Origin of the sequence: Pseudomonas flavocrustae (assembly GCF_029872515.1) — a bacterium.
GTDB lineage: Bacteria > Pseudomonadota > Gammaproteobacteria > Pseudomonadales > Pseudomonadaceae > Chryseomonas > Chryseomonas aestiva.
This window is the reverse complement of record NZ_JAPDIQ010000001.1, coordinates 889,941-911,042: the sequence shown is the minus strand read 5'-3', so window position 1 is coordinate 911,042 and position 21,102 is coordinate 889,941. Positions and strand designations below refer to the sequence as shown.

The 21,102-nt window shown below is 68.1% G+C and carries 18 protein-coding genes; 10 read left to right on the top strand and 8 right to left on the bottom strand.

Annotation, left to right across the window (positions count from 1 at the left end):
• Positions 1 to 205: 205 nt before the first annotated feature.
• Together OMP44_RS04205 and OMP44_RS04200 are read left to right on the top strand one after the other, a co-directional pair.
• Entirely contained in the window at positions 206 to 1,912 is a 1,707-nt protein-coding gene (locus OMP44_RS04205) for an amidase (protein ID WP_133860888.1), read from the top strand.
• Between the two features lie 206 nt (positions 1,913 to 2,118).
• Positions 2,119 to 2,658: a nuclear transport factor 2 family protein gene (locus OMP44_RS04200; protein ID WP_280306645.1), complete on the top strand. Its 540-nt coding sequence runs from the start codon at positions 2,119 to 2,121 to the stop codon at positions 2,656 to 2,658.
• Between the two features lie 16 nt (positions 2,659 to 2,674).
• Here OMP44_RS04200 and OMP44_RS04195 read toward each other — a convergent pair whose 3' ends face one another.
• The gene (locus OMP44_RS04195) at positions 2,675 to 3,286 is read right to left on the bottom strand and encodes a TetR/AcrR family transcriptional regulator (protein ID WP_280306643.1); all 612 of its coding nucleotides are present in this window, start codon (positions 3,284 to 3,286) and stop codon (positions 2,675 to 2,677) included.
• A 173-nt stretch (positions 3,287 to 3,459) separates the two neighbouring features.
• Between OMP44_RS04195 and OMP44_RS04190 the strand changes: the two genes are divergently transcribed.
• A complete protein-coding gene (locus OMP44_RS04190) occupies positions 3,460 to 4,605 on the top strand; it encodes an MFS transporter (RefSeq protein ID WP_280306768.1) in 1,146 nt (381 codons plus the stop codon).
• A 31-nt stretch (positions 4,606 to 4,636) separates the two neighbouring features.
• Here the strand turns inward: OMP44_RS04190 and OMP44_RS04185 are convergent, their stop codons facing one another.
• The 5 genes from OMP44_RS04185 to OMP44_RS04165 are packed head-to-tail and all read right to left on the bottom strand — an operon-like array spanning position 4,637 to position 11,249.
• The gene (locus OMP44_RS04185) at positions 4,637 to 6,178 is read right to left on the bottom strand and encodes an APC family permease (RefSeq protein WP_280306641.1); all 1,542 of its coding nucleotides are present in this window, start codon (positions 6,176 to 6,178) and stop codon (positions 4,637 to 4,639) included.
• 58 nt (positions 6,179 to 6,236) lie between these two features.
• Positions 6,237 to 6,983 (bottom strand): gamma-glutamyl-gamma-aminobutyrate hydrolase family protein, encoded by a 747-nt coding sequence (locus tag OMP44_RS04180; RefSeq protein WP_280306639.1) that lies wholly within the window; start codon positions 6,981 to 6,983, stop codon positions 6,237 to 6,239.
• Positions 6,984 to 7,028: 45 nt separating this feature from the next.
• Complete coding sequence (locus OMP44_RS04175; protein ID WP_187979536.1) at positions 7,029 to 8,306, bottom strand: NAD(P)/FAD-dependent oxidoreductase; 1,278 nt, start codon at positions 8,304 to 8,306, stop codon at positions 7,029 to 7,031.
• 55 nt (positions 8,307 to 8,361) lie between these two features.
• A complete protein-coding gene (locus OMP44_RS04170; protein ID WP_280306636.1) occupies positions 8,362 to 9,855 on the bottom strand; it encodes an aldehyde dehydrogenase in 1,494 nt (497 codons plus the stop codon).
• Positions 9,856 to 9,866: 11 nt separating this feature from the next.
• Complete coding sequence (locus OMP44_RS04165; RefSeq protein ID WP_280306635.1) at positions 9,867 to 11,249, bottom strand: glutamine synthetase family protein; 1,383 nt, start codon at positions 11,247 to 11,249, stop codon at positions 9,867 to 9,869.
• Between the two features lie 203 nt (positions 11,250 to 11,452).
• On the opposite strand from OMP44_RS04165, the gene OMP44_RS04160 reads away from it, so the two are divergent.
• Positions 11,453 to 12,340 (top strand): LysR family transcriptional regulator, encoded by an 888-nt coding sequence (locus OMP44_RS04160; RefSeq protein WP_133860896.1) that lies wholly within the window; start codon positions 11,453 to 11,455, stop codon positions 12,338 to 12,340.
• A 283-nt stretch (positions 12,341 to 12,623) separates the two neighbouring features.
• A complete protein-coding gene (locus OMP44_RS04155) occupies positions 12,624 to 12,836 on the top strand; it encodes a hypothetical protein (protein WP_133860897.1) in 213 nt (70 codons plus the stop codon).
• A 93-nt stretch (positions 12,837 to 12,929) separates the two neighbouring features.
• Here OMP44_RS04155 and OMP44_RS04150 read toward each other — a convergent pair whose 3' ends face one another.
• Positions 12,930 to 13,925, bottom strand: coding sequence for a LacI family DNA-binding transcriptional regulator (locus OMP44_RS04150; RefSeq protein WP_280306631.1), 996 nt, complete (start codon positions 13,923 to 13,925; stop codon positions 12,930 to 12,932).
• 162 nt (positions 13,926 to 14,087) lie between these two features.
• Between OMP44_RS04150 and OMP44_RS04145 the strand changes: the two genes are divergently transcribed.
• From OMP44_RS04145 to OMP44_RS04135, 3 genes are read left to right on the top strand one after another with little or no spacing between them, the layout of a single operon-like run.
• Positions 14,088 to 15,254: a Gfo/Idh/MocA family protein gene (locus tag OMP44_RS04145; RefSeq protein ID WP_280306629.1), complete on the top strand. Its 1,167-nt coding sequence runs from the start codon at positions 14,088 to 14,090 to the stop codon at positions 15,252 to 15,254.
• Positions 15,255 to 15,256: 2 nt separating this feature from the next.
• Positions 15,257 to 16,327 (top strand): sugar phosphate isomerase/epimerase family protein, encoded by a 1,071-nt coding sequence (locus tag OMP44_RS04140; protein ID WP_280306627.1) that lies wholly within the window; start codon positions 15,257 to 15,259, stop codon positions 16,325 to 16,327.
• Between the two features lie 47 nt (positions 16,328 to 16,374).
• Complete coding sequence (locus tag OMP44_RS04135; protein ID WP_187979542.1) at positions 16,375 to 17,610, top strand: MFS transporter; 1,236 nt, start codon at positions 16,375 to 16,377, stop codon at positions 17,608 to 17,610.
• Here OMP44_RS04135 and OMP44_RS04130 read toward each other — a convergent pair.
• Positions 17,607 to 18,515, bottom strand: coding sequence for a LysR family transcriptional regulator (locus tag OMP44_RS04130; RefSeq protein ID WP_252977141.1), 909 nt, complete (start codon positions 18,513 to 18,515; stop codon positions 17,607 to 17,609). The two genes, OMP44_RS04135 and OMP44_RS04130, sit on opposite strands and share 4 nt — an antisense overlap.
• 101 nt (positions 18,516 to 18,616) lie before the next feature.
• On the opposite strand from OMP44_RS04130, the gene OMP44_RS04125 reads away from it, so the two are divergent.
• Entirely contained in the window at positions 18,617 to 19,540 is a 924-nt protein-coding gene (locus OMP44_RS04125) for a 2-hydroxyacid dehydrogenase (RefSeq protein WP_280306623.1), read from the top strand.
• A 48-nt stretch (positions 19,541 to 19,588) separates the two neighbouring features.
• Positions 19,589 to 20,956: an MFS transporter gene (locus OMP44_RS04120; protein ID WP_280306621.1), complete on the top strand. Its 1,368-nt coding sequence runs from the start codon at positions 19,589 to 19,591 to the stop codon at positions 20,954 to 20,956.
• Positions 20,957 to 21,102: the final 146 nt, after the last annotated feature.

Below are 21,102 nucleotides of genomic sequence, written 5' to 3'. Positions count from 1 at the left end.
GCCAGGCATGGCGAAGAGGTTCAATTCAGGCCAAGGATAGAGGTCGCCAGGCCAACCTGCATGGGCGATCCGGCAAGGCCTCCATGCGCGGGCGCAATCAGAAGCCGGCAGGCTTCGGGTGTACACTGCACCGGTGCTTTTTTTTCTCCCGGGAGCTCTGGCAGCCGCCGCCCCCGGACCGCGGAATCCTCAACGGCGACCCACCATGATCGAAGTTACCGAACGCTCCATCGCCGAGTTGCGTCGCGCACTCGAAACCGGCCAGACCACTGCGGTGCAACTGGTCGAGGCCTACCTGGCCCGGATCGACGCCTACGACCCGCCCGCCAGCGCCACGGCGCTCAACGCCGTGGTGGTGCGCAACCCCGAGGCCCTGGCCGAAGCCGCCGCGTCCGACCGTCGCCGCGCCCGCGGCGAGACCCTGGGACCGCTGGACGGCATCCCCTACACCGCCAAGGACAGCTACCTGGTCAAGGGCCTCACTGCCGCCTCCGGCAGTCCGGCCTTCAAGGACCTGGTCGCCCAGCGCGACGCCTTCACCGTCGAACGGCTGCGCGCCGCCGGCGCCATCTGCCTGGGCAAGACCAACATGCCGCCCATGGCCAACGGCGGCATGCAGCGCGGCGTCTATGGCCGCGCGGAAAGTCCTTACAACGCCGGCTACCTGACCGCACCCTTCGCCTCCGGCTCCTCCAATGGCGCCGGCACCGCCACCGCGGCCAGCTTCGCCGCCTTCGGCCTGGCCGAGGAGACCTGGTCCAGCGGGCGCGGCCCCGCGTCCAACAACGGCCTGTGCGCCTACACCCCCTCGCGCGGGGTCATCTCGGTGCGTGGCAACTGGCCGCTGACACCGACCATGGACGTGGTGGTGCCCTATGCCCGCACCATGGCCGATCTGCTGGAAGTGCTCGACGTGGTGGTGGCGGACGATCCCGACACCTCCGGCGACCTCTGGCGCCTGCAACCCTGGGTGCCGCTGCCGCCGGCCTCGGCGGTACGCCCGGCGTCCTATCCGGCCCTGGCGGCCGGTCCCAATGCCCTGGCCGGCAAGCGCCTGGGCGTGCCGCGCATGTTCATCAACCAGGACCCGGACGCCGGCACCAGCGAGCATCCCGGCATCGGCGGTCCCACCGGTCAGCGCATCCAGACCCGCGACTCGGTCATTGCCCTCTGGGAACAGGCCCGCGCGGCGCTGGAAGCCGCCGGCGCCAGCGTGATCGAGGTGGACTTCCCGCTGGTCTCCAATTGCGAAGGCGACCGCCCCGGCGCGCCCACGGTGTTCAACCGCGGGATCGTCCCCAGCGAGTTTCTTCATGACGAACTCTGGGACCTGTCCGCCTGGGGCTTCGACACCTTCCTGCGCGACAACAACGATCCCAGGCTCAATCGCCTGGTGGACGTCGAAGGCGAGCTGATCTTTCCCCACGAGCCCGGCACCCTGCCCAATCGGGAAGGCGACCTGGCCGCCGGCATGGCCGAATACGTGCGCATGGCCGAACGGGGCCTCAAGACCCTGGAGCAGATCACCAGCCTCCCCGACGGCCTGCGCGGCCTGGAACGGACACGCCAGCTGGACCTGGAAGACTGGCTGCAGGCCCAGGGCCTGGACGCCGTGCTCTTTCCCACCGTGGCCGACGTGGCGCCGGCGGATGCCGAGATCAACCCGGCCTCGGCCGACATCGCCTGGAGCAATGGCGTCTGGGTAGCCAACGGCAACCTCGCCATCCGCCACCTGGGCGTACCGACCGTGACCGTGCCGATGGGCGTGATGGCCGACATCGGCATGCCGGTGGGCCTGACCTTCGCCGGTCGCGCCTATGACGACACCAACCTGCTCCGCCTGGCCGCCGCCTATGAGGCAACCGGCTCCAAGCGTCAAATACCACCGCGGACGCCACCGCTGGTGGGGTGAGCGGAGATGGCGTGGACGCTGACCGCCCGGCTTCATCCGGCGGCCGGAACCGACTCGTGACCTCTGGCGTCAAGGCGCGCTAACCGGAGTGTCCAGTCGCGCGCCGGTTATGCGGCCGCCGCCAGCGGCCTAAGGTGGGTTTCGGGCGGGTGCCGTTTTGGCGGCGCCGCTGCCTACCTCATCCCGTCCTTTGCGAGCGTACCGCCATGAATCCAGCCAAGCGTCTTGCCAGCAGCCTGCTGCTGTCGCTCACCGTCCTGAGTGGTCCCTGGAGCGGTGTCGCAGCCGCCGAAGCCACCCCTGAACGCAACCAGCGCCTGGTCGAGCGGGCCTTCGCGAACTGGAGCGCGGGCCGTGGCAGTCTCTTCGACGACCTGCTCTCACCCACGGTGGTCTGGACCATCCAGGGCAGCGGGCCGGCGGCGGGCACCTACCACGGTCGCGAGGACTTTCTGCGGCGCGCCGTACGCCCCTTCGCGCAGCGCCTGGCCACGCCCATCGTGCCTCGGGTCCAGGGTATCTGGGCGAGCGAAGACCAGGTCGTGGTGCGCTGGATGGGTACGGCCACGGCGCGCGATGGCGCGCCCTATCGCAACGAATACGTCTGGATCTTCAAGATGGCCGGGGAACGGGCGACCCAGGTCGAGGCCTTTCTCGATCTCGTCCCCTATCAGGACGTCATCGACCGCATCGCGCTGGCAGACCTCTCGCCCGCCGCGCCCACCGGTGAACGACAGGCCCCCTGACGACATGCCCGTGCGATCAAGACCGCTGGCCGTCCCACAGCGTCATCGCCATTGCGATGGCGCCCTCGATGACCGGCAATGCCACGCCATCCCGCGCCATGGGTGAGATGCCCAGCAGAAAGCCTTCGAACAGCGTCGCCAGGGCATGAGCGTCGGTGCCTTGCGCAAGGTCGCCGCGGGCGATACCGCGCCCGACGCAGGCCAGCAGACCGGCGCGGATCCGGGCGCGGGCCTCGCGCAGGGGCAGCGGCAGGCTGGAGTCTTCATCCGCATAGGAGCCCAGGGTGCCGAGCGCCACCAGGCAACCCTTGGGCAGGCGCTCATCGCATTGCATCCGCGCGGAGCGCGACAGGGCCGCGGCGATCGCCTCTCGCGGGGCCAGGGTCTCGTCGAACAGCGGATCGTTCACCCGGCCATGGGTTTCCATGTAGCGGGCGACCACCTCCTTGAACAGCGCCTCCTTCGAACCGAAGGCCGCATAGAAGCTGGGCGCGGTGATACCGCCGCCGATTGCCGCCTTGAGCCGACTCAGGGAGGTCGCCTCATAGCCATAGCGCCAGAACAGCAGCAGCGCGTCATCGATTGCCTGGGTCCGGTCGAAGGACCGCGGACGCCCTAGCTGAGCCACAGCCATACTCCTCGTCAGATTCGATTTTTATACTAGACGATACAGAATTAATTGACCAGCCAGAGCATCTGCTGCTTAGATATGTACCGATCGATACATATCTAAGGAGCCTACCCGTGACCGCGACCTCCGATCCTGAACGCCTGCCAGTCGCCGCGCTGCTGGCGCTGGCCATGACCGGTTTCATCTGCATCATGACCGAGACCCTGCCAGCCGGCCTGCTCCCCGAGATCGCCCAGGGGCTCCAGGTTTCCCCTGCCCTGGCCGGGCAGACGGTGACCGCCTATGCCGCCGGCTCGCTGACCGCCGCCATCCCCCTCACCCTGGCAACGGCGCGCTGGCGCCGCCGCCGGGTGCTGCTGGCGACCATCCTGGGCTTTCTGCTGTTCAACACCCTCACCGCCCTCTCCTCCAGCTATGCGCTGACCCTGGGCGCCCGCTTCGCCGCCGGAGCCGCGGCCGGCCTGGCCTGGAGTCTGCTGGCCGGCTATGCCCGGCGTCTGGTAGTGCCGCGCCTGCAAGGCCGGGCGATGGCCATCGCCATGATCGGCACACCGGTCGCCCTGTCCCTGGGCGTGCCCCTGGGGACCTGGCTCGGTGGTCTGCTGGGTTGGCGGCTGGCCTTCGCCTGCATGTCCGCCCTCACCCTGGGCCTGATCGTCTGGGTCCTGGCCAAGGTGCCCGACTATCCGGGGCAGACCGAAGGCCAGCGCCTGCCACTGCGCGAGGTGTTCGCCACGCCCGGCATTCGCGCCATCCTCGGCGTGGTCTTTACCTGGATGCTGGCCCACAACCTGCTCTACACCTATATCGCGCCCTTCGTCGCCCAGGCCGGCCTGGGCGATCAGGTCGACCGGGTGCTGCTGACCTTCGGGGTGGCCTCGCTGGCGGGGATCTGGATCACCGGGCGGATCGTCGATCACAGCCTGCGGCGGGCCGTGCTGGTGAGTCTTGCCGGCTTCGCCGCGATCGCGCTGCTGCTGGGGCTCAATCGTGACTCGGCGCTGCTGCAGTACCTGGGCGTCTTCGGTTGGGGCCTGACCTTTGGCGGCGCGGCCACCCTGCTGCAAACCGCCTTGGCGGATACCGCGGGGAGTGGTGCCGATGCGGCCCTGGCGATGAACGTGGTGACCTGGAACAGTGCCATCGCCGGGGGCGGCATCCTCGGCGGGCTGTTGCTGGAAGGCATCGGCCCCCAGGCCCTGAGCTGGGCCGTGGTGGCGCTGGCCCTGGGCGCCCTGGCCATCGCCACCAGTGCCCGGCGCCACGGCTTTCCCGCCGGCACCCGGGCGAGCGGTTCAGCGGTCATGGGTCACTGAGCCTTGGGACGGGCGCCCTGCCCGCCCCCATTCAGCCCTGGTGCGGCAGTGCCTCCAGGGTCTCGCCCTGGAAAAACGCCGGCGCACGCCAGCGGGCGAACAGCATCAGCGCCAGACCCAGCCCCAGGATCACCACGGCGATGATGAACACCAGGCCGATGCCGCCGAGGTGGGAGCCGCTGCCGAAGTCCGGCGAGAGGCTGGCGAGGGCGGTCTGCCAGAAGATCACCGAAAGGATGAGGGCGCCGAGCAGCGGACAGAGGCCGCGCAGCAGTGCATGGCGCAGGCTGGCGAACAGGCTGCGGCGGAAATACCAGACGCAGGCGTAGGCGGTCAGCGAGTAGTAGAAGCAGATCATCATGCCCAGGGCGGTGATGGTGTCGGCCAGGACGTTGTCGCTGAGGATGCGCATGACCACATAGAAGCCGCCGGTGGCGATGCCGGCGGCAACGGTGGCATAGCGCGGCGTGCGCGATCTCGGGCAGATGTGGGCGAAGCGCCGCGACACCGCGCCGTAGTACCCCATCGCCAGCAGGGTGCGGGCCGGGGAGATGAAGGTGGACTGCAGCGAGGCGGCGGTACTGGCCAGCACCGCGATGGACATCAGGATCGCCAGCGGCCCCATCACCGGTCCGGCCAGGTGGGCGAAGACGTTTTCCTGGATCTCCGGATTGCCCAGGCCCAGGCCGGCTTCGCTGATGCCGGCGAATTGCAGGGTCGCCGCGGCGGTGAAGAGGTACAGCAGCAGGATCAAGAGCACCGTGACCGTGGCCGCCCGCCCTGGCACCTTCTGGCTGCCCACCGACTCTTCGCTCACCGTGAGGCAGACATCCCAGCCCCAGAAGATGAAGATCGACAGCGACAGCCCCGCGGCGAAGGCGGAAAAGGATTCGACGTTGAAGGGATTGAACCATTCCGGGTGGAAGACCACCGGCGCCGCCTCCGGCGCGGCGCTGAAGGCCGCCAGGGAAAAGCCGATCAGCACCAGCAGCTGCAGGGCGACCAGACCGTACTGGACGCTCATGGTCATGCCGATGCCGCGGCAGCTGATCCAGACCGCGATGGCGATGAACACGCAGCAGGTGACGATGTTCACCAGCAGGTGCTGCGACAGCGTGGCCAACTCCGCCCGCCCGCTGAGCTGGGCGAGGAACAGGTAGAAGAAGTCCACCGCCACGCCAGCGAGGTTGGAGAGGACGATGGTGGTGGCCGTCACCAGCCCCCAGCCACCGATCCAGCCGATCATGGGTCCGAAGGCGCGGGTGGACCAGGTAAAGGAGGTGCCGCTGTCCGGATCGACGGCGTTCAGCTCGCGATACCCCAGGGCCACCAGCAGCATCGGCAGGAAACCGACGATGAAGACGGCGGGCAGATAGACGCCCACCTCGCGCACGGTGGGCCCCAGGGCACCGGTCAGGGTGTAGACGGGGGCAATGGTGGAAATGCCCAGCACCACGCAGGCGAGCAAACCCAGGGAGCCGGCAGCCAGGCCCTTGGCGGACGGATCGGCCAGGGCTGCCGGCCCGGCGGTATCCGAGCCGCCGGCCGGCGTGCCCTTGCGCTGTTCAGTCATAGGTCTCTGCCCTGCGGTTGGAATTGTTATTCAGAGTCCGGCGTAGGCGGCAAGGTGCCTAGCGCGCGGCGGCATGGCGCTGGCAGGCGTCGCGAAAGGCGTCCAACAGCGCCAGGGATTCGGGGTTGTCGCGGAAATTCCACTCGGGATGCCACTGCACGCCGACGACGAAGCCCGGGGCGTCGGCCAGGGAGACCCCTTCCACCAGGCCATCCGGCGCCTGGGCCTCGATACGCAGCCCGGGCGCCAGGCGCGCGATGCCCTGGCTGTGCAGCGAATTCACCTGGAAGCTGGCCGGCAGGCCGAGGCGTTCGAACACCCCACCGGGCGGCACCGCGACCGGATGGGTGGGCGCGTACTGCTCGGCGAGCAGCTCGCTCTGGGGCTCGCGATGGTCGTCATGCCCGGGCAGGTCCTGCACCCGCTGGTGCAGGCTGCCGCCGAGGGCCACGTTCAGCTCCTGGAAGCCGCGGCAGATGCAGAACACCGGGATGCCGCGGTCGATGGCCAGGCGCAGCAGCGGCAGGGTGTAGGCGTCGCGGGCGGCATCGTGCTGGGTGCCGGCGAGACTCGCCGATCCCTGGTAGTGATGGGGCTCGACGTTGGAAGGCGAGCCGGTGAACAGCAGGCCGTCCAGGTGCGCCAGCAGCGCCTGCGGGTCGCTCGGCACGCTGCGCGCCGGCAGCACCACCGGCACACCGGCATGACCCGCCGCCTCGACGTACTTGTCGCCAACGGTATGGGAATCGTATTTGCCGAGCGTCTGCCGGCACGCCGTCACGCCGATCAGGGGCATAGGGGACATGGCTTATCTCCAGAGAACCCGCCGGTACGCGGCGGGCGGACAGGGTCAGATACCGAGGCGATCGCGCAGCTGGTAGTAGGTCGCGCCCAGTGCGGTGAAGGGCACGCGCAGGAGCTGCCCGCCCGGGAAGGGATAGTGCGGCAGGCCGGCGAAGGCATCGAAGCGCTCGGCCTGGCCGCGCAGGGCCTCGGCCAGCACCTTGCCCGCCAGGTGGGTATAGGTGACGCCGTGACCGCTGCAGCCCTGGGAGTAGTAGATGTTGTCGCCGAGGCGGCCCACCTGGGGCAGGCGCGACAGCGTCAGCAGGAAGTTGCCGGTCCAGGTGAAGTCGATCTTCACGCCCTTGAGCTGCGGGAAGGTCTGCAGCATCTTCGGCCGGATGATCGCCTCGATGTCCGCCGGATCTCGCGCGCCATAGACCACGCCACCGCCGTAGATCAGCCGGCGATCGGCGCTGAGGCGGAAGTAGTCGAGCAGGTAGTTGCAGTCCTCCACGCAATAGTCCTGGGGCAGCAGGCTACGCGCCATGTCCTCGGACAGCGGCTCGGTGGTGAGCACCTGGGTGCCGCAGGGCATGGACTTGGCGGCCAGCTCCGGCACCAGTCCGCCCAGGTAGGCGTTGCCGGCCACCACCACGAAGCGCGCCTTCACCTGGCCATTGGCGGTATGCACCACCGGATTGGCGCCACGGTCGATACGGACTGCCGCGCTCTGCTCGTAAATCTTGCCGCCCAGGGACGCCACGGCCGCCGCCTCGCCCAGGGCCAGGTTGAGCGGATGGATATGGCCGCCGCTCATGTCCAGCAAGCCGCCCAGATAGCGATCGGTTCCGACCACCTTGCCGATGGCGGCCTTGTCGAGCAGTTGCAACTGGGTATGGCCGTAGCGCTCCCAGAGCTTCTGCTGGGCTTCCAGGTGACCGAGCTGCTTGCCGGTCAGGGCGGCGAACACGCCGCCGTCCTTGAGATCGCACTGGATGTCGTAGCGGGCGATGCGCTCGCGAATGATGCGCCCGCCTTCGAAGGCCATCTCGCCCAGCAGTTGCGCCTGCCTGGGCGGCAACTGGCGCTCGATGGTATCGATGTCGCGGCTGTAGCTGTTGACGATCTGGCCGCCATTGCGCCCGGAGGCGCCGAAGCCGACCCGCGCCGCTTCCAGCACCGTCACGCTGAAGCCGTGCTCCAGCAGGAACAGCGCGGTGGAAAGCCCGGTGTAACCGGCGCCGATGACGCAGACGTCGCTGTCGACACTGTCTTGCAGCGCCGGGTATTCGGTGTGGAGGTTGCGCGAAGCCGCGTAGTAACTGTCGACGTGTTGTTGCATGGTGAGAGTCCTCTGCCTGCGGCTCCGGCGCGAACGCCCGGGCCGCCGCGCCTGTTCAGAGCTTGATCCAGGTCGCCTTGAGTTCGGTGTATTTGTCGAAGGCGTGCAGCGACTTGTCGCGTCCGTTGCCGGATTGCTTGAAGCCACCGAAGGGCGCCGTCATGTCGCCGCCATCATACTGGTTGACCCAGACACTGCCCGCACGCAAGGCGCGGGCCACGCGATGGGCGCGGGAAAGGTTACTGGTCCAGACGGCGGCGGCCAGCCCATAGGGGGTGTCGTTGGCAATGCGCACGGCCTCTTCTTCGTCATCGAAGTCGATCACCGCGAGCACCGGGCCGAAGATCTCTTCCCGGGCGATGCGCATGGCATTGTCCACCCCGTCGAAGATGGTCGGGGTCACGTAGCTGCCGCCGGTTTCGCTCAGGGCCCGCGCGCCGCCGCTCACCAGTCGCGCACCCTCGGCGCGGCCGGCTTCGATGAAGCCCAGCACGGTGCGCAGATGGCCCTCGTCCACCAGGGCGCCGACGCGGGTGTCGGGATTCAGGGCATGACCCGGCGCCCACGCCTGCAGCGCCTCCGCCACCAGTGCCAGGAAGCGCGCCTTAATCGAGCGCTCGACCAGCAGCCGCGACCCGGCGATGCACACCTCGCCCTGATTGAAGGCGATGGCTGCCGCGGCCGCTTCGGCCGCTGCCCTCAGGTCCGGGGCGTCGGCAAAGACGATGTTGGGACTCTTGCCGCCCGCCTCCAGCCAGACGCGCTTCATGTTCGACTCGCCGGCATAGACCAGCAGCTGCTTGGCGATGCGGGTGGAACCGGTAAAGACCAGGGTGTCGACGTCCGGATGCAGCGCCAGCGCCTGGCCGACGGTGTGACCGTAGCCGGGCAGCACGTTGAACACCCCCGCCGGGATGCCGGCCTCCAGCGCCAGGGCGGCGATACGGATGGCGGTCAGCGGCGATTTCTCGGACGGCTTGAGGATCACCGAATTGCCGGTGGCCAGCGCCGGCCCGAGCTTCCAGCAAGCCATCATCAGGGGGAAATTCCAGGGCACGATGGCCGCGACCACGCCTACCGGTTCGCGGGTCACCAGGCCCAGCTGGTCGCGCGGGGTGGGCGCCACCTCGTCATAGACCTTGTCAATGGCCTCGGCGCTCCAGCGCAGGGCGTTGGCTGCCGCCGGCACGTCGATGGCAAGCGAGTCGCTGATCGGCTTGCCCATGTCGAGGGTTTCCAGCAGGACCAGCTCCTCGGCATGGGCCAGCAGTAGCTCGGCGAAGGCGATCAGCACCCGCTTGCGCTGCGCCGGCGCCTGATGTGCCCAGTCGCCCCGGGCGAAACTCTCCCGGGCAGCTCGTACGGCCAGTTCGGCATCCTCGGCCATGCAACTGGCCACCCGCGCCAGGTGGCGACCATCCACCGGACTCAGGTCGTCGAAGGTCGCACCGCCCAGGGCGGCCTGGTAGCGGCCGTCAATGAAGGCACGGGCTTCGACGGTCAATGCCTGGGTGCGTTGCTCCCAGTCCTGTTGCGTCAGCACGGTCATGATCACGCCTCCTAGACGGTATGCAGATACCAGTTGTATTCGAGATCGGAGATGGTGGTCTCGAACTCCTCCAGCTCGGCCTCCTTGCAGGCGACGAAGATGTCGATGTACTCGGGGCTGATGTACTGATTCATCACCGCGCTGTCGTCCAGCCGGCGCAAGGCATCGCGCAGGTTGTTCGGCAGGCTCTGTTCGAGCTGTTCGTAGGAGTTGCCGCTGACCGGAGCGCAGGGCTCCAGGCCCTGGGTCATGCCGTGATGAATGCCGGCGAGGATCGAGGCCATCATCAGATAGGGATTGGCATCGGCCCCGGCGACGCGGTGCTCGATGCGGATCGCCTCGCTACTGCCAGTGGGCACACGCACCGCCACGGTACGGTTGTCCAGGCCCCAGCTCGGGGCGTTGGGCACATAGAACTGGGCACCGAAGCGGCGGTAGGAATTGACGTTCGGACAGAGGAAGGCCATCGACGCCGGCAGGGTTTCCAGGATGCCGGCGATGGCATGGCGCAGCGGCGCATGGCGCTCGGGATCATAGGTGGCGAAAATATTCTGCCCGGTCTGCTTGTCCAGCAGCGAGATGTGTACGTGCAGACCGTTGCCGGCCTGGCCGGGATAGGGCTTGGCCATGAAGGTGGAATCCATCTCATGGTCGTAGGCGATGTTCTTGATCAGCCGCTTCAGCAGCACCGCATGGTCGCAGGCCTTGATGGCGTCTTCGACGTGATGCAGGTTGACCTCGAATTGCGCCGGCGCGGATTCCTTGACGATGGCATCGGCCGGCAGCCCCTGCTCCTTGGCGCCTTCGAGCATGTCCTGCAGGCAATCCACATACTCGTCCAGGTCATCGATCAGATAGACCTGGGTGGAGACCGGTCGTTTGCCGGAGATCGGCGAGCGCGGCGGCTGCGGCCGGCCGTTCACGTTCTCCTGGTCGATCAGGTAGAACTCCAGTTCGAAGGCGGCGCAGATGGTCAGGCCCAGGTCGTCGAACTTCTTCACCACCCGCCGCAGCACCTCGCGCGGATCGGCGAAGAACGGCGAGCCGTCCTGCTCGTGCATGGTCATCAGCAGTTGCGCGGTCGGGCGCTTCTGCCAGGGCTCGTAGCTCAGGGTGCCGGGGATGGGAAAGCAGGTGCGATCGGCATCGCCGATGTGCAGGCCCAGGCCGGTGCTTTCCACCGTGGAGCCGTTGATGTCCAGGGCGAACAGCGAGGCCGGCAGGTTGATGCCGCGCTCATAGACCTTGGACAGACTGGCCCGCTCGACGCGCTTGCCCCGGATGACGCCGTTCATGTCGGTGATCAACAGATCGACGTACTGGATTTCCGGGTGCTCCTTGAGAAAGCCGTTGGCTTCGGTGAGCTGGACGACGCGGGGGGATATCGAATTCATGGGAGGCATCCTTGACGCTGGCCCGCTTGGTTGTGCTTGCTCGTGCGGGTCTGGCAGCGTGGCTGTGGGCGGTGGTTGCTGCAGGCGCCGACCCTCTTTGCCAAGGTCCGCCCTTCCACCTGATTGCCCTCGACGGGCTGGGCCAGTATAAATTGGCATGAGCGCAACCCATATCGGCGAATCGGCAAAGGAAGAATGCACGGATGCAATATCAGATAGGCCATGCCGATCTCAAGCTGATCCTCGCCCTGGTGCGCGGCCGGACCCTGGCCAGGGCTGCCGAGCAGTTGCAGGTGGACGTCTCCACGGTCTTTCGCGCCATCCGCAAGCTCGAAGCCAATCTGCAGGTGGCGCTGTTCGACAAGACCCGCCGCGGCTACACCCCGACCCAGAGCGCCAAGGCCCTCGCCGAACAGGCCGAGCGCGCCGAACAGGCGCTGGAGGCAGCACGCATCGCCCTCACCCAGGGCGAGAACGTCATCAGCGGCACGGTCCGTCTGACCTGCACCGATGCCGTGCTGCGCAGCCTGCTCCTGCCGGGGCTCGCCGAGCTCATGCCGCGCTATCCGGCGGTCGCCCTGGAAGTCGCCACCTCCAACACCTTCGCCAGCCTGAGCCGGCGGGATGCGGACATCGCCCTGCGCCTGTCCAACGCCCCGCCGGAACACCTGATCGGCCGGCGGCTCGGTCGCAGTTCCTACTTCGTCTGCGGCCACGAGCGCTATCGCGCCGGTTACGGCCAGCTGGCCACCGAACTGCCCTGGATCGCCCCGGACGATTCCCTGGCCGATCACGTCTCGGTCACCTGGCTGCGCCAGGCCTACCCCAGCCTCACTCCGCGCTATCGCTGCAGCAGCATGTCCTCGGTCGGCAGCCTGGTCGGCGCCGGTCTCGGGGTGGCCGCCCTCCCCGACTTCATGATCAGCAGTCTGGACGGCGTCGAGCGCCTGGGTCCGGCGCTGCCCGGTTGCGACACCGATATCTGGCTGCTGACCCGCCCGGACAATCTGTCGCTGCGCTCGGTGCAGATCCTCTTCGATGAGCTGGCGAATCTGTTGAAAGCCCGGATAGCGGATGTTTGCCAGGCCTGACGCGAAGCGCTGGTTCGTCGATCGAAGAAGTCCTGCCCCTGAACCCTTCACCGTCTGGGTGCTATCAACGTCGAGCCTGGCTTGGGGTTTCGCCGAATCATTCACGATGGTTCCGCAGAACGGGTGACTAGCACCCACCACCTTGTTCGCTGGCTATCCGCGGTGCTGCGTCAACCCCTGGAAGCAGCATTCTGACGCACGTCGTCGGCGACGAACCACCTCAACAAACCCGCTTGCCAGACGATATCGAGGGTCATGGTGGTCAGTTAACACGGAGACAAGGATGAGCAACCGCCTCGCCATACCCGACAATCCCGACCGCGATTGCCTGTTGAACATTCACCGGTTGCTGACGCGGAGAATCGATCAGCTCCGCGAAGTGGATATGGGCAGCCCGGAATTGCAGGACATCCTCTTTCAATTTGAAGCCCTGACGGCAGAAACCATCCAGCTGGTCGAGGAAGTCGCCGTAAGACTGGCGACCGAGCCGCATTAGCGGGCAGCGGCCGCAGTGTTCCAGGGCGACGAACTGTCCGGCGCGATCCCGGACAACCCGAGCGACGATAGCCGGCTCTGCCGCGCCCGAGTGTCAGCGGCCGCGGCAGACCCCGGTACTCCCCCGCACCACCAGTTCGAAGGGCAGCACCACCTCCCGGGTGGTGGGCGCCGCGCCGCTGAGGATCTCCAGCAGCAGGGCGACGGCACGCTGGCCGAAGGCCTCCGCCGGTTGGGCGATGGTGGTCAGCGGGGGATCGCTGTACGCGGCGAAGGCGATGTCGTCGAAGCCCGCCAGCGACAGGTCCTCGGGCACTCGCAGGCCCGCGCCGCGAAGGCTTTGCAGGGCGCCGATCGCCATCTCGTCGCTGCAGCAGAACAGCGCGGTGGGCCGCTCCGGTAGCGCCAGCAGCGTCTTGGTCGCGGCGGCGCCGGCGGCCAGGGTGAAATCGCCCGGGTGCAGCAGATCCGGGTCCGGCGGGATGCCGGCCCGGGTGAGCGCCTCCTGGTAACCGGCCAGGCGCTCCAGGGTCAGCGGGCTGTCTTCCGGCCCCTTGATCAGGGCGATGCGTCTGTGACCGAGCGCCAGCAGGTGTTCGGTCAGGCTGCGGGCGGCGGCGCGATTGTCCAGCCGCACCTTGGGCCAGGTGTGCTCGGCGAGCACCTCGCAGGCATTCACCACCGGCGGTGCGTCAGGGTCACCGGCGAAGGGATCGAAGGCGCGCAACTGGATCACCCCATCCGCCTGCCGCGCATAGACCAGTTCGGCGTACTCGCGCTCGCGGGCCTCGTCCCCCGCGGTATCGCACAGCAGCACCCGGTACCCCGCCGCCTGGGCCGCCTGCTGGATCCCGGCGATAACGCGGGCGAAGAAGCTGTTGGCGATCAGCGGCACCAGCACCACCAGGTTGCCAGTGCGGCGCGAGCGAAACTGCACCGCCATCCCGTTGGGCCGGTAGTTGGCCGCGGTCACGGCGGCCTGCACCCGTTCGCGGGTCGCTGGCGCCACCACCTCGGGATTCTTCAGGGTGCGCGACACGGTAGCGACCGATACCCCGGCCAGTTCGGCGACCCGGCGGATGTTGGACATGCGGCCTCGGTGAGCGTGGGAAAGGTTGTCACTGTGCGCAAAGCCCTGCGTGCGGGCAAGCCGTACGTCCGCCGGGCGCTTGACTAACGACCGCCACGGGCTCCAAATAACCGCAGATGTAACCGGTTACACTCAACACAACAATAAACCGAGGGTAAGAGGATGCAGGCGGAAACCGGCGGCAAGGTCCGCTACGGCATGATCGGGGGCGGCCCGGGCGCCTTCATCGGCGCGGCCCACCGGCGCGCAGCCGCCCTGGATGGCGCGCTCGAACTGGTCTGCGGCACCTTCAGTCGTGATCCCGCCAACAACGGCGCGACTGGACGGGAACTCGGTCTGGCGCCCGCGCGGGTCCATGCCTCCTGGCAGACCCTGCTGGCCGATGAAGCCCGGCTACCCCCCGAGCAGCGGGTCGAGTTGCTGGTGATCGTCACGCCCAACGACCTCCATGTGCCCATCGCCCAGGCAGCCCTGACCGCCGGCTTCCACGTCTTCTCGGAAAAACCCGCAGGCATCTCGCTGGCCGAGGTACAGCGCCTGGCGGACACGCTGGCCGCCCTGCCCCTGCGCTACGCCCTGGCCCACAGCTACCTCGGCTATCCGCTGGTATGGGAGGCCCGCGAGCGGGTCGCCCGCGGAGAGCTGGGCGCCCTGCGCAAGATCCATGTGGAATACCCCCAGGGCTGGCTCGCCCAGGACCTGGCCGCCACCGGCAATCGGCAGGCGGCCTGGCGCGACGATCCGGCCGCCTCCGGCCCGGGCGGTTGCCTGGGCGACATCGGCACCCATGCCTTCAGCCTCGCCGAATTCATCGGCGGCCAGCCCATCACCCGTCTCAGTGCCCAGCTGCGCAGCCACCTGCCCGGTCGGCGGCTGGACGACGATGTCATGGTGCTGTTCGAAACCGCCGCGGGCGCCAGCGGCAGCCTGTTGGCCAGTCAGGTCTGCATCGGCGAGGAAAATGGCCTGCGCATCCGCCTCTACGGTGAGCGCGGCAGTCTGGAATGGCGGCAGCAGGAACCCAACAGCCTGCTACAGCGCAGCCTCGACCAACCGCCGCAGGACCTGCGCGCCGGCCTCGGTCTGCCCTGGCTGAGTGCCGGCACCCAGCAGCGCCTGCGCCTGCCCGCCGGGCACCCGGAGGGCTATCTCGAAGCCCTGGCCAATCTCTATCGCCAGCTGGCCGCGGCCATTCGCGATCCCGCCGATCCCGCGGCAGGCCTGCCTGGCATCCATACGGGCTGGCGCGGGCTGGCCTTTATCGAAACCGCCCTGGCCAGCCATCGGCGCCAGGGCGCCTGGACCCCCTTACCGACCCCAGGAGCCTGAACATGGCCGCCAACGCTCGTCCCGGCCTCAAGGGCCCGGCGATCTTTCTCGCCCAGTTTCTCGATGACCAGCCGCCTTTCGACACCCTGCCCAACCTGGCGCGCTGGGCGGCGGACCTCGGCTACCGGGGCATCCAGCTGCCGACGCTGGGCCGGCAGTGCCCGAATCTGGAGCGCGCCGCCGCCAGCCAGGACTACTGCGACGAACTGCTCGGGCAGTGCGCCGACGCCGGAGTGGCCATCAGCGACCTCTCCACCCACCTGCAGGGACAGCTGGTCGCCGTGCATCCGGCCTTCAGCGAGGCCTTCGACGCCTTTGCCCCGCCGGCACTGCGCGGCCGCCCGGAAGAGCGCCAGGCCTGGGCGGTCAAGCAGCTCAAGCTGGCCGCCAAGGCCAGCCGCCGCCTCGGTCTCAAGGCGGTGGCGAGCTTTTCCGGCGCCCTGCTCTGGCCCTATGTCTATCCCTGGCCGCAGCGGCCGGCGGGTCTGGTGGACGAAGGCTTCGCCGAGCTGGCTCGTCGCTGGCGCCCCATCCTCGACGTCTACGGCGAAGAAGGCATCGACCTCTGCTTCGAATTGCATCCTGGCGAGGACCTGCACGATGGCGCCACCTTCGAGCGCTTCCTGGCGGCGGTCGACGACCATCCCCGGGCGCGGATCCTCTATGACCCCAGCCATTTCGTCCTGCAGCAGCTGGACTACCTGGGCTTCATCGACCGCTATCACGCGCGCATCGGCATGTTCCACGTCAAGGACGCGGAATTCCGTCCCGATGCGCGCAGCGGCGTCTATGGCGGCTACCAGGACTGGGCCGAGCGGCCGGGGCGCTTCCGTTCCCTGGGCGACGGCCAGGTCGATTTCGGCGCCATCTTCAGCAAGCTCACCCAGTACGGCTTCGACGGCTGGGCGGTGCTGGAATGGGAGTGCTGCCTCAAGGACGCGTCCCAGGGCGCGGCCGAAGGAGCGCCCTTCATCCAGCGGCACCTGATCCAGCCGGCTACCCGCGCCTTCGACGACTTCGCCGGCAGCGAGGCCGATCCGGCGCGCAATCGGCGAATGCTCGGCCTGGAGTAAGGACCCCCTCGTTTTTTCGTCACATAACCCACAACAAGGAAACGACGATGAACGCACTTTCGCTACGCCTGAGCACCCTGATGTTCCTGCAGTTCTTTATCTGGGGCAGCTGGTTCGTCACCCTGGCGACCTTTCTCGGCAACACCCTGGGCGCCAATGGCGGCCAGATCGGCCAGGCCTTCGCCACCCAGTCCTGGGGCGCGATCCTGGCGCCCTTCGTGATCGGCCTGATCGCCGATCGCTACTTCAACGCCGAGCGCATCCTCGGCCTGCTGCACCTGGCCGGTGCGGTGCTGCTCTACCAACTTTATGCGGCGGCCGACTTCACCACCTTCTATCCGCTGGTGCTGGCCTACATGCTCTGCTACATGCCGACCCTGGCGCTGGCCAATTCCGTGGCCTTCCGCCACCTGGCCGATCCGGCCCGGCAGTTCGCCAGGATCCGCGTCTGGGGCACCCTGGGCTGGATCGCCGCGGGCCTCGCGATCAGCTTCGTCTTCGCCTGGGACAGCCGCAGCGGCATCGCCGCCGGCGCCCTGCGCAACACCTTCCTGCTCGGCGCCGCGGCCTCCCTCCTCCTCGGCCTCTACAGCTTCAGCCTGCCGCGCACCGCGCCGCTGCCGGCCACCCGCGGCGGACTGGGCGCGATGCTCGGCCTGGACGCCCTGCGCCTGCTCAAGGACCGCAGCTTCGCGGTGTTCTTTGCCGCCTCGGTGCTGATCTGCATTCCGCTGGCCTTCTACTACCAGAACGCCAACCTCTTTCTCGCCGAGCTGGGGGTGGCCAACCCCACCGGCATGATGACCCTCGGCCAGGTGTCCGAGGTGGGCTTCATGCTGCTCCTGCCGCTGTTCATCCGCCGCTTCGGCCTCAAGCGCACCCTGCTGGTGGGGATGCTGGCCTGGGCGGTGCGCTATGGCTGCTTCGCCCTGGGTGCCCAGGGTGACGCCCTCGCCTATCTGCTGCTCGGCATCGCCCTGCATGGGGTCTGCTACGACTTTTTCTTCGTGTCCGGGCAGATCTATACCGACGCCAAGGCCGGCGAAGCGAACAAGAGTGCGGCCCAGGGCCTGATCACCCTGGCCACCTATGGCGTGGGCATGCTGGTCGGCTTCCGGGTGGCCGGGATGGTCTCGGATCACTATGCCAGCGCCGCCGGCCACGACTGGCAGGGCATCTGGCTGTTCCCGGCGGTGTTCTCCCTGGGCGTGCTGCTGGCCTTTCTGGTCAGCTTCCGCGACGCCCGCCCGGCGCGTGCCGGCGCGGCTGCGCCCGTGCGCTAGGATGCCTCCTCGGCCTCCGGATCGTGGATGAAGTAGCGGCGCGCCTGATGCAGAAAGAGCGGCAAGGCGGGATTGCTGTTGTCTTCTCGCCAGGCCATCCAGACCTCCGCGTGGAGTTCGGCGTCCGTCAGCGGACGGAAGCAAACCTGATCGACGTGCAGATGCGCCGCCGATGCCGGCAACAACGCGACGCCAACCCCGGCGCGGACCAGGCCCAGGATGGAATGGGTCTGGCCCAAGTGCTGAACGAAGCGTGGCCGGACACCGGTACTGGCGAAGAGGCCGGCAATGCTGTCGTAGAAATAGCGACCTTCGCCGGGCGAATACATGACGAAGGGCTGATGTTCCAGCGCCCGCACCGACACCGCCCGCTGTGCCGCCAGCGGATGGCCAAGGGGCAAGGCGAGCAGCAGCGGCTCCCGCCAGACCCGCTCTCCCCGCAGCGGTCCGCGCGGCGCCAGCTGGCGTAGAAAACCCACGTCGATCATCTGCGCGGCCAGCGTCTCGGTCTGGTCGGTGGTGACCTGTTCCTGCAGCACGAGATCCACTTCCGGCAGGGCGCCCTGGAGGTGCCGCACGAGTTCGGGGATCAGGCGATAACCCGCGACGGCGGTGAAGCCCAGGCTGAGCCGGCCGCTGCTGCCCCGTGCCAGACTGCGGGCGGTCTCTCCCGCCCGCTCGGCGAACAGCAGGACGTGCCGGGCGTCGCGCAGGAAGCCGACGCCCGCCGCGGTGAGGCGTACCTGGCGGTTGGAGCGCTCCAGCAACTGGACACCGAGATCACGTTCCAGCAGCTGGATCTGCCGGCTCAACGGCGGCTGGGTCATGAACAGCCGCCGGGCGGCACGGCCGAAGTGCAACTCCTCGGCGACGGCGACGAAGCAGCGCAACTGATGTAATTCCACGATTCAATCCGCGCATCAATCCATCCAGCATCTATGTTAGACGTATATCGATGCAGTTCCTATGCTCGGCGGCAACATCCGGCAAAGGATCAGACTCCACCATGACTGCATTGCTGCTTACCCAGGCCGTACCCGCCCCCATCGATGCGAGACTCCGGGCAGCCTACGAGATTCACCGACTCGATCTCGCCGAAGATCCCGAGGCGCTGCTGGACGAGGTCGCCCCCCGTATTCGCGGGGTCGTGACCGGCGGCGCCAGGGGCTGCGCCAGGACGCTGATGGATCGCCTGCCCAGGCTGGAGATCGTGGCCGTCGCCGGCGTGGGGACCGACGCCGTCGATCTGGACGAAGCCGCGCGACGTGGCATCCGGGTCACCACGACACCCGGGGTCCTCACCGACGATGTCGCCGACATGGCGCTGGGGCTGCTGCTGATGACCCTGCGCGACCTCGGCCTGGGAGAGCGGCTGGTCCGGGCGGGCCAGTGGGGCCAGACGGCACAGGCGCTGGCGCGCAAGGTGACGGGCATCCGCCTGGGCATCATCGGTCTGGGGCAGGTGGGCCGGGCGATCGCCCGACGCGCCACGGCCTTCGACATGCGGATCGCCTATGCCGATCCCCAGGCGCAGCTCCAGCTCCCCTATCGCCACGAGCCGGATCTGCTTGCCCTGGCGCGGGACAGCGATGCGCTGATCCTCGCCGCCTCGGCCGATCAGGAACGGGTGCTGATCACCGCGGAGGTGCTGGAGGCGCTGGGACCCCAGGGCTATTTCATCAACGTCGCCCGCGGCAAGCTGGTGGATGAACCGGCCCTGGTACGGGCGCTGCAGGAACGCCGCATCGCCGGCGCCGGCCTGGACGTCTTCGCCGACGAGCCCCACGTCCCGCCGGCCCTGCTGGATCTCGACAACGTCGTGCTGCAACCACACCACGCCAGCGCGACCGAGCAGACCCGCCTGGCCATGGGCGAGATCGTCCTGCGCCACCTCGCCGAGTGCTTCGCCAGCGAAGCCGCCGTCGGCTAGGCAGCCGCCTGTCGCCCTGCACAATAACAACACGGAGGCGCCCCAGACATGCACAGCAAGCCCCTCACCTCGCCGCTCGCCACTACCGCTACCAACGCCCTCGGACGCCATCGCTACGCGGTGCTGGCGCTGATCTTCCTGGTCACCGTCATCAACTATGCCGACCGGGCGACCCTTTCCATCGCCGGTACCGGGGTGATCGCCGAGCTGGGCATCGACCCCATGGCCCTGGGCCTGATCTTCTCGGCCTTCGCCTGGGCCTATGCCCTCGGCCAGATCCCTGGCGGCTGGTTGCTGGATCGCTTCGGCGCACGGCGGGTCTATGGCTGCAGCCTGCTGCTGTGGTCAGTGTTCACCCTGCTCCAGGGCACGGTAGGCGGCCTGGGTTTCGCCGGCGCCTCGGCGGCGGTCGCGCTGTTCTGCCTGAGGTTCATGCTCGGCCTGGTGGAATCACCCGCCTTCCCGGCCAACAACCGCATCGTGTCCTGCTGGTTTCCCACCCGTGAGCGCGGCACGGCCTCGGCCCTGTTCAACTCGGCCCAGTACATGGCGGTGGTGGTGTTCACCCCGCTGATGGCCTGGCTGACCCACGCCCTCGGGTGGGAGAACGTCTTTCTCTGGATGGGCTCCCTGGGCCTGCTGCTGACCCTGGTGTGGTTCGCCTATTACCGCGAGCCGCTGAGCGATCCCCGCCTGACCGCCGCGGAACTGGCGACCATGAGCGACGGGGGCGCCCTGGTCGATCTGGAGCAGCAGCGCATCAGCCAGCGGGAAAGACCCAAGGGGCGGCAGATCATGCAACTGTTCACTCAGCGGACGCTGTGGGGCATCTACCTGGGTCAGTACTGCATCACCGCCCTCACCTACTTCTTCATCACCTGGTTTCCCATCTATCTGATCAAGGGCCGCGGCATGACCATCATGGAGGCCGGCTGGGTCGCGGCGCTGCCGGCCATCTGCGGCTTCAGCGGCGGCGTGCTGGGCGGGATGCTGTCTGACTACCTGATACGCCGCGGAACCCACCCCTCGCTGGCCCGCAAGATCCCCTTCGTGACCGGCATGGCACTCTCCACCACCCTGGTGCTCTGCAACTTCGCCGAGGCCAATGCCACGGTCATCGCGCTGATGGCGCTGGCCTTCTTTGGCAAGGGCCTGGCCGCCGTCGGCTGGGCGGTGCTGTCCGACACGGCGCCGAAGAGCATGGTGGGTCTGAGCGGTGGCGTCTTCAACGGCCTGGGCAATCTGGCGGGTATCGTCACCCCGGTGGTGATCGGGCTGGTGCTCGCCCGCACCGGCTCCTTCGACCTGGCGCTCTGGTTCGTTGCTGCCCATGGCGTGCTGGGGATCTTCGCCTACACCGTGCTCGCCCGCCGCTTCGAGCGCCTCGAACTCAAGCCCGACGCGGCTCCTGCCTGAGCAAGGCGTCAGTGCTGTCCGCTGGTCGCCTCGCCCAGAGCGGCAGGCGACGAGTCCGGCGGTCCCACCGGCGCCTCTGACCACGGCACTCGATCAAGACGGCCACAGCCTTGCCTGTGGCCGTTTTCATTTTCCCGCCTCGTACG

Bases quoted from the DNA above. Each gene is read 5' to 3' on its own strand.
- OMP44_RS04205 (WP_133860888.1), top strand. From the start codon at position 206: ATGATCGAAGTTACCGAACGCTCCATCGCCGAGTTGCGTCGCGCACTC.
- OMP44_RS04200 (WP_280306645.1), top strand. From the start codon at position 2,119: ATGAATCCAGCCAAGCGTCTTGCCAGCAGCCTGCTGCTGTCGCTCACC.
- OMP44_RS04190 (WP_280306768.1), top strand. From the start codon at position 3,460: ATGACCGGTTTCATCTGCATCATGACCGAGACCCTGCCAGCCGGCCTG.
- OMP44_RS04185 (WP_280306641.1), bottom strand. From the start codon at position 6,178: ATGACTGAACAGCGCAAGGGCACGCCGGCCGGCGGCTCGGATACCGCC.
- OMP44_RS04180 (WP_280306639.1), bottom strand. From the start codon at position 6,983: ATGTCCCCTATGCCCCTGATCGGCGTGACGGCGTGCCGGCAGACGCTC.
- OMP44_RS04175 (WP_187979536.1), bottom strand. From the start codon at position 8,306: ATGCAACAACACGTCGACAGTTACTACGCGGCTTCGCGCAACCTCCAC.
- OMP44_RS04170 (WP_280306636.1), bottom strand. From the start codon at position 9,855: ATGACCGTGCTGACGCAACAGGACTGGGAGCAACGCACCCAGGCATTG.
- OMP44_RS04165 (WP_280306635.1), bottom strand. From the start codon at position 11,249: ATGAATTCGATATCCCCCCGCGTCGTCCAGCTCACCGAAGCCAACGGC.
- OMP44_RS04160 (WP_133860896.1), top strand. From the start codon at position 11,453: ATGCAATATCAGATAGGCCATGCCGATCTCAAGCTGATCCTCGCCCTG.
- OMP44_RS04155 (WP_133860897.1), top strand. From the start codon at position 12,624: ATGAGCAACCGCCTCGCCATACCCGACAATCCCGACCGCGATTGCCTG.
- OMP44_RS04150 (WP_280306631.1), bottom strand. From the start codon at position 13,925: ATGTCCAACATCCGCCGGGTCGCCGAACTGGCCGGGGTATCGGTCGCT.
- OMP44_RS04145 (WP_280306629.1), top strand. From the start codon at position 14,088: ATGCAGGCGGAAACCGGCGGCAAGGTCCGCTACGGCATGATCGGGGGC.
- OMP44_RS04140 (WP_280306627.1), top strand. From the start codon at position 15,257: ATGGCCGCCAACGCTCGTCCCGGCCTCAAGGGCCCGGCGATCTTTCTC.
- OMP44_RS04135 (WP_187979542.1), top strand. From the start codon at position 16,375: ATGAACGCACTTTCGCTACGCCTGAGCACCCTGATGTTCCTGCAGTTC.
- OMP44_RS04125 (WP_280306623.1), top strand. From the start codon at position 18,617: ATGACTGCATTGCTGCTTACCCAGGCCGTACCCGCCCCCATCGATGCG.
- OMP44_RS04120 (WP_280306621.1), top strand. From the start codon at position 19,589: ATGCACAGCAAGCCCCTCACCTCGCCGCTCGCCACTACCGCTACCAAC.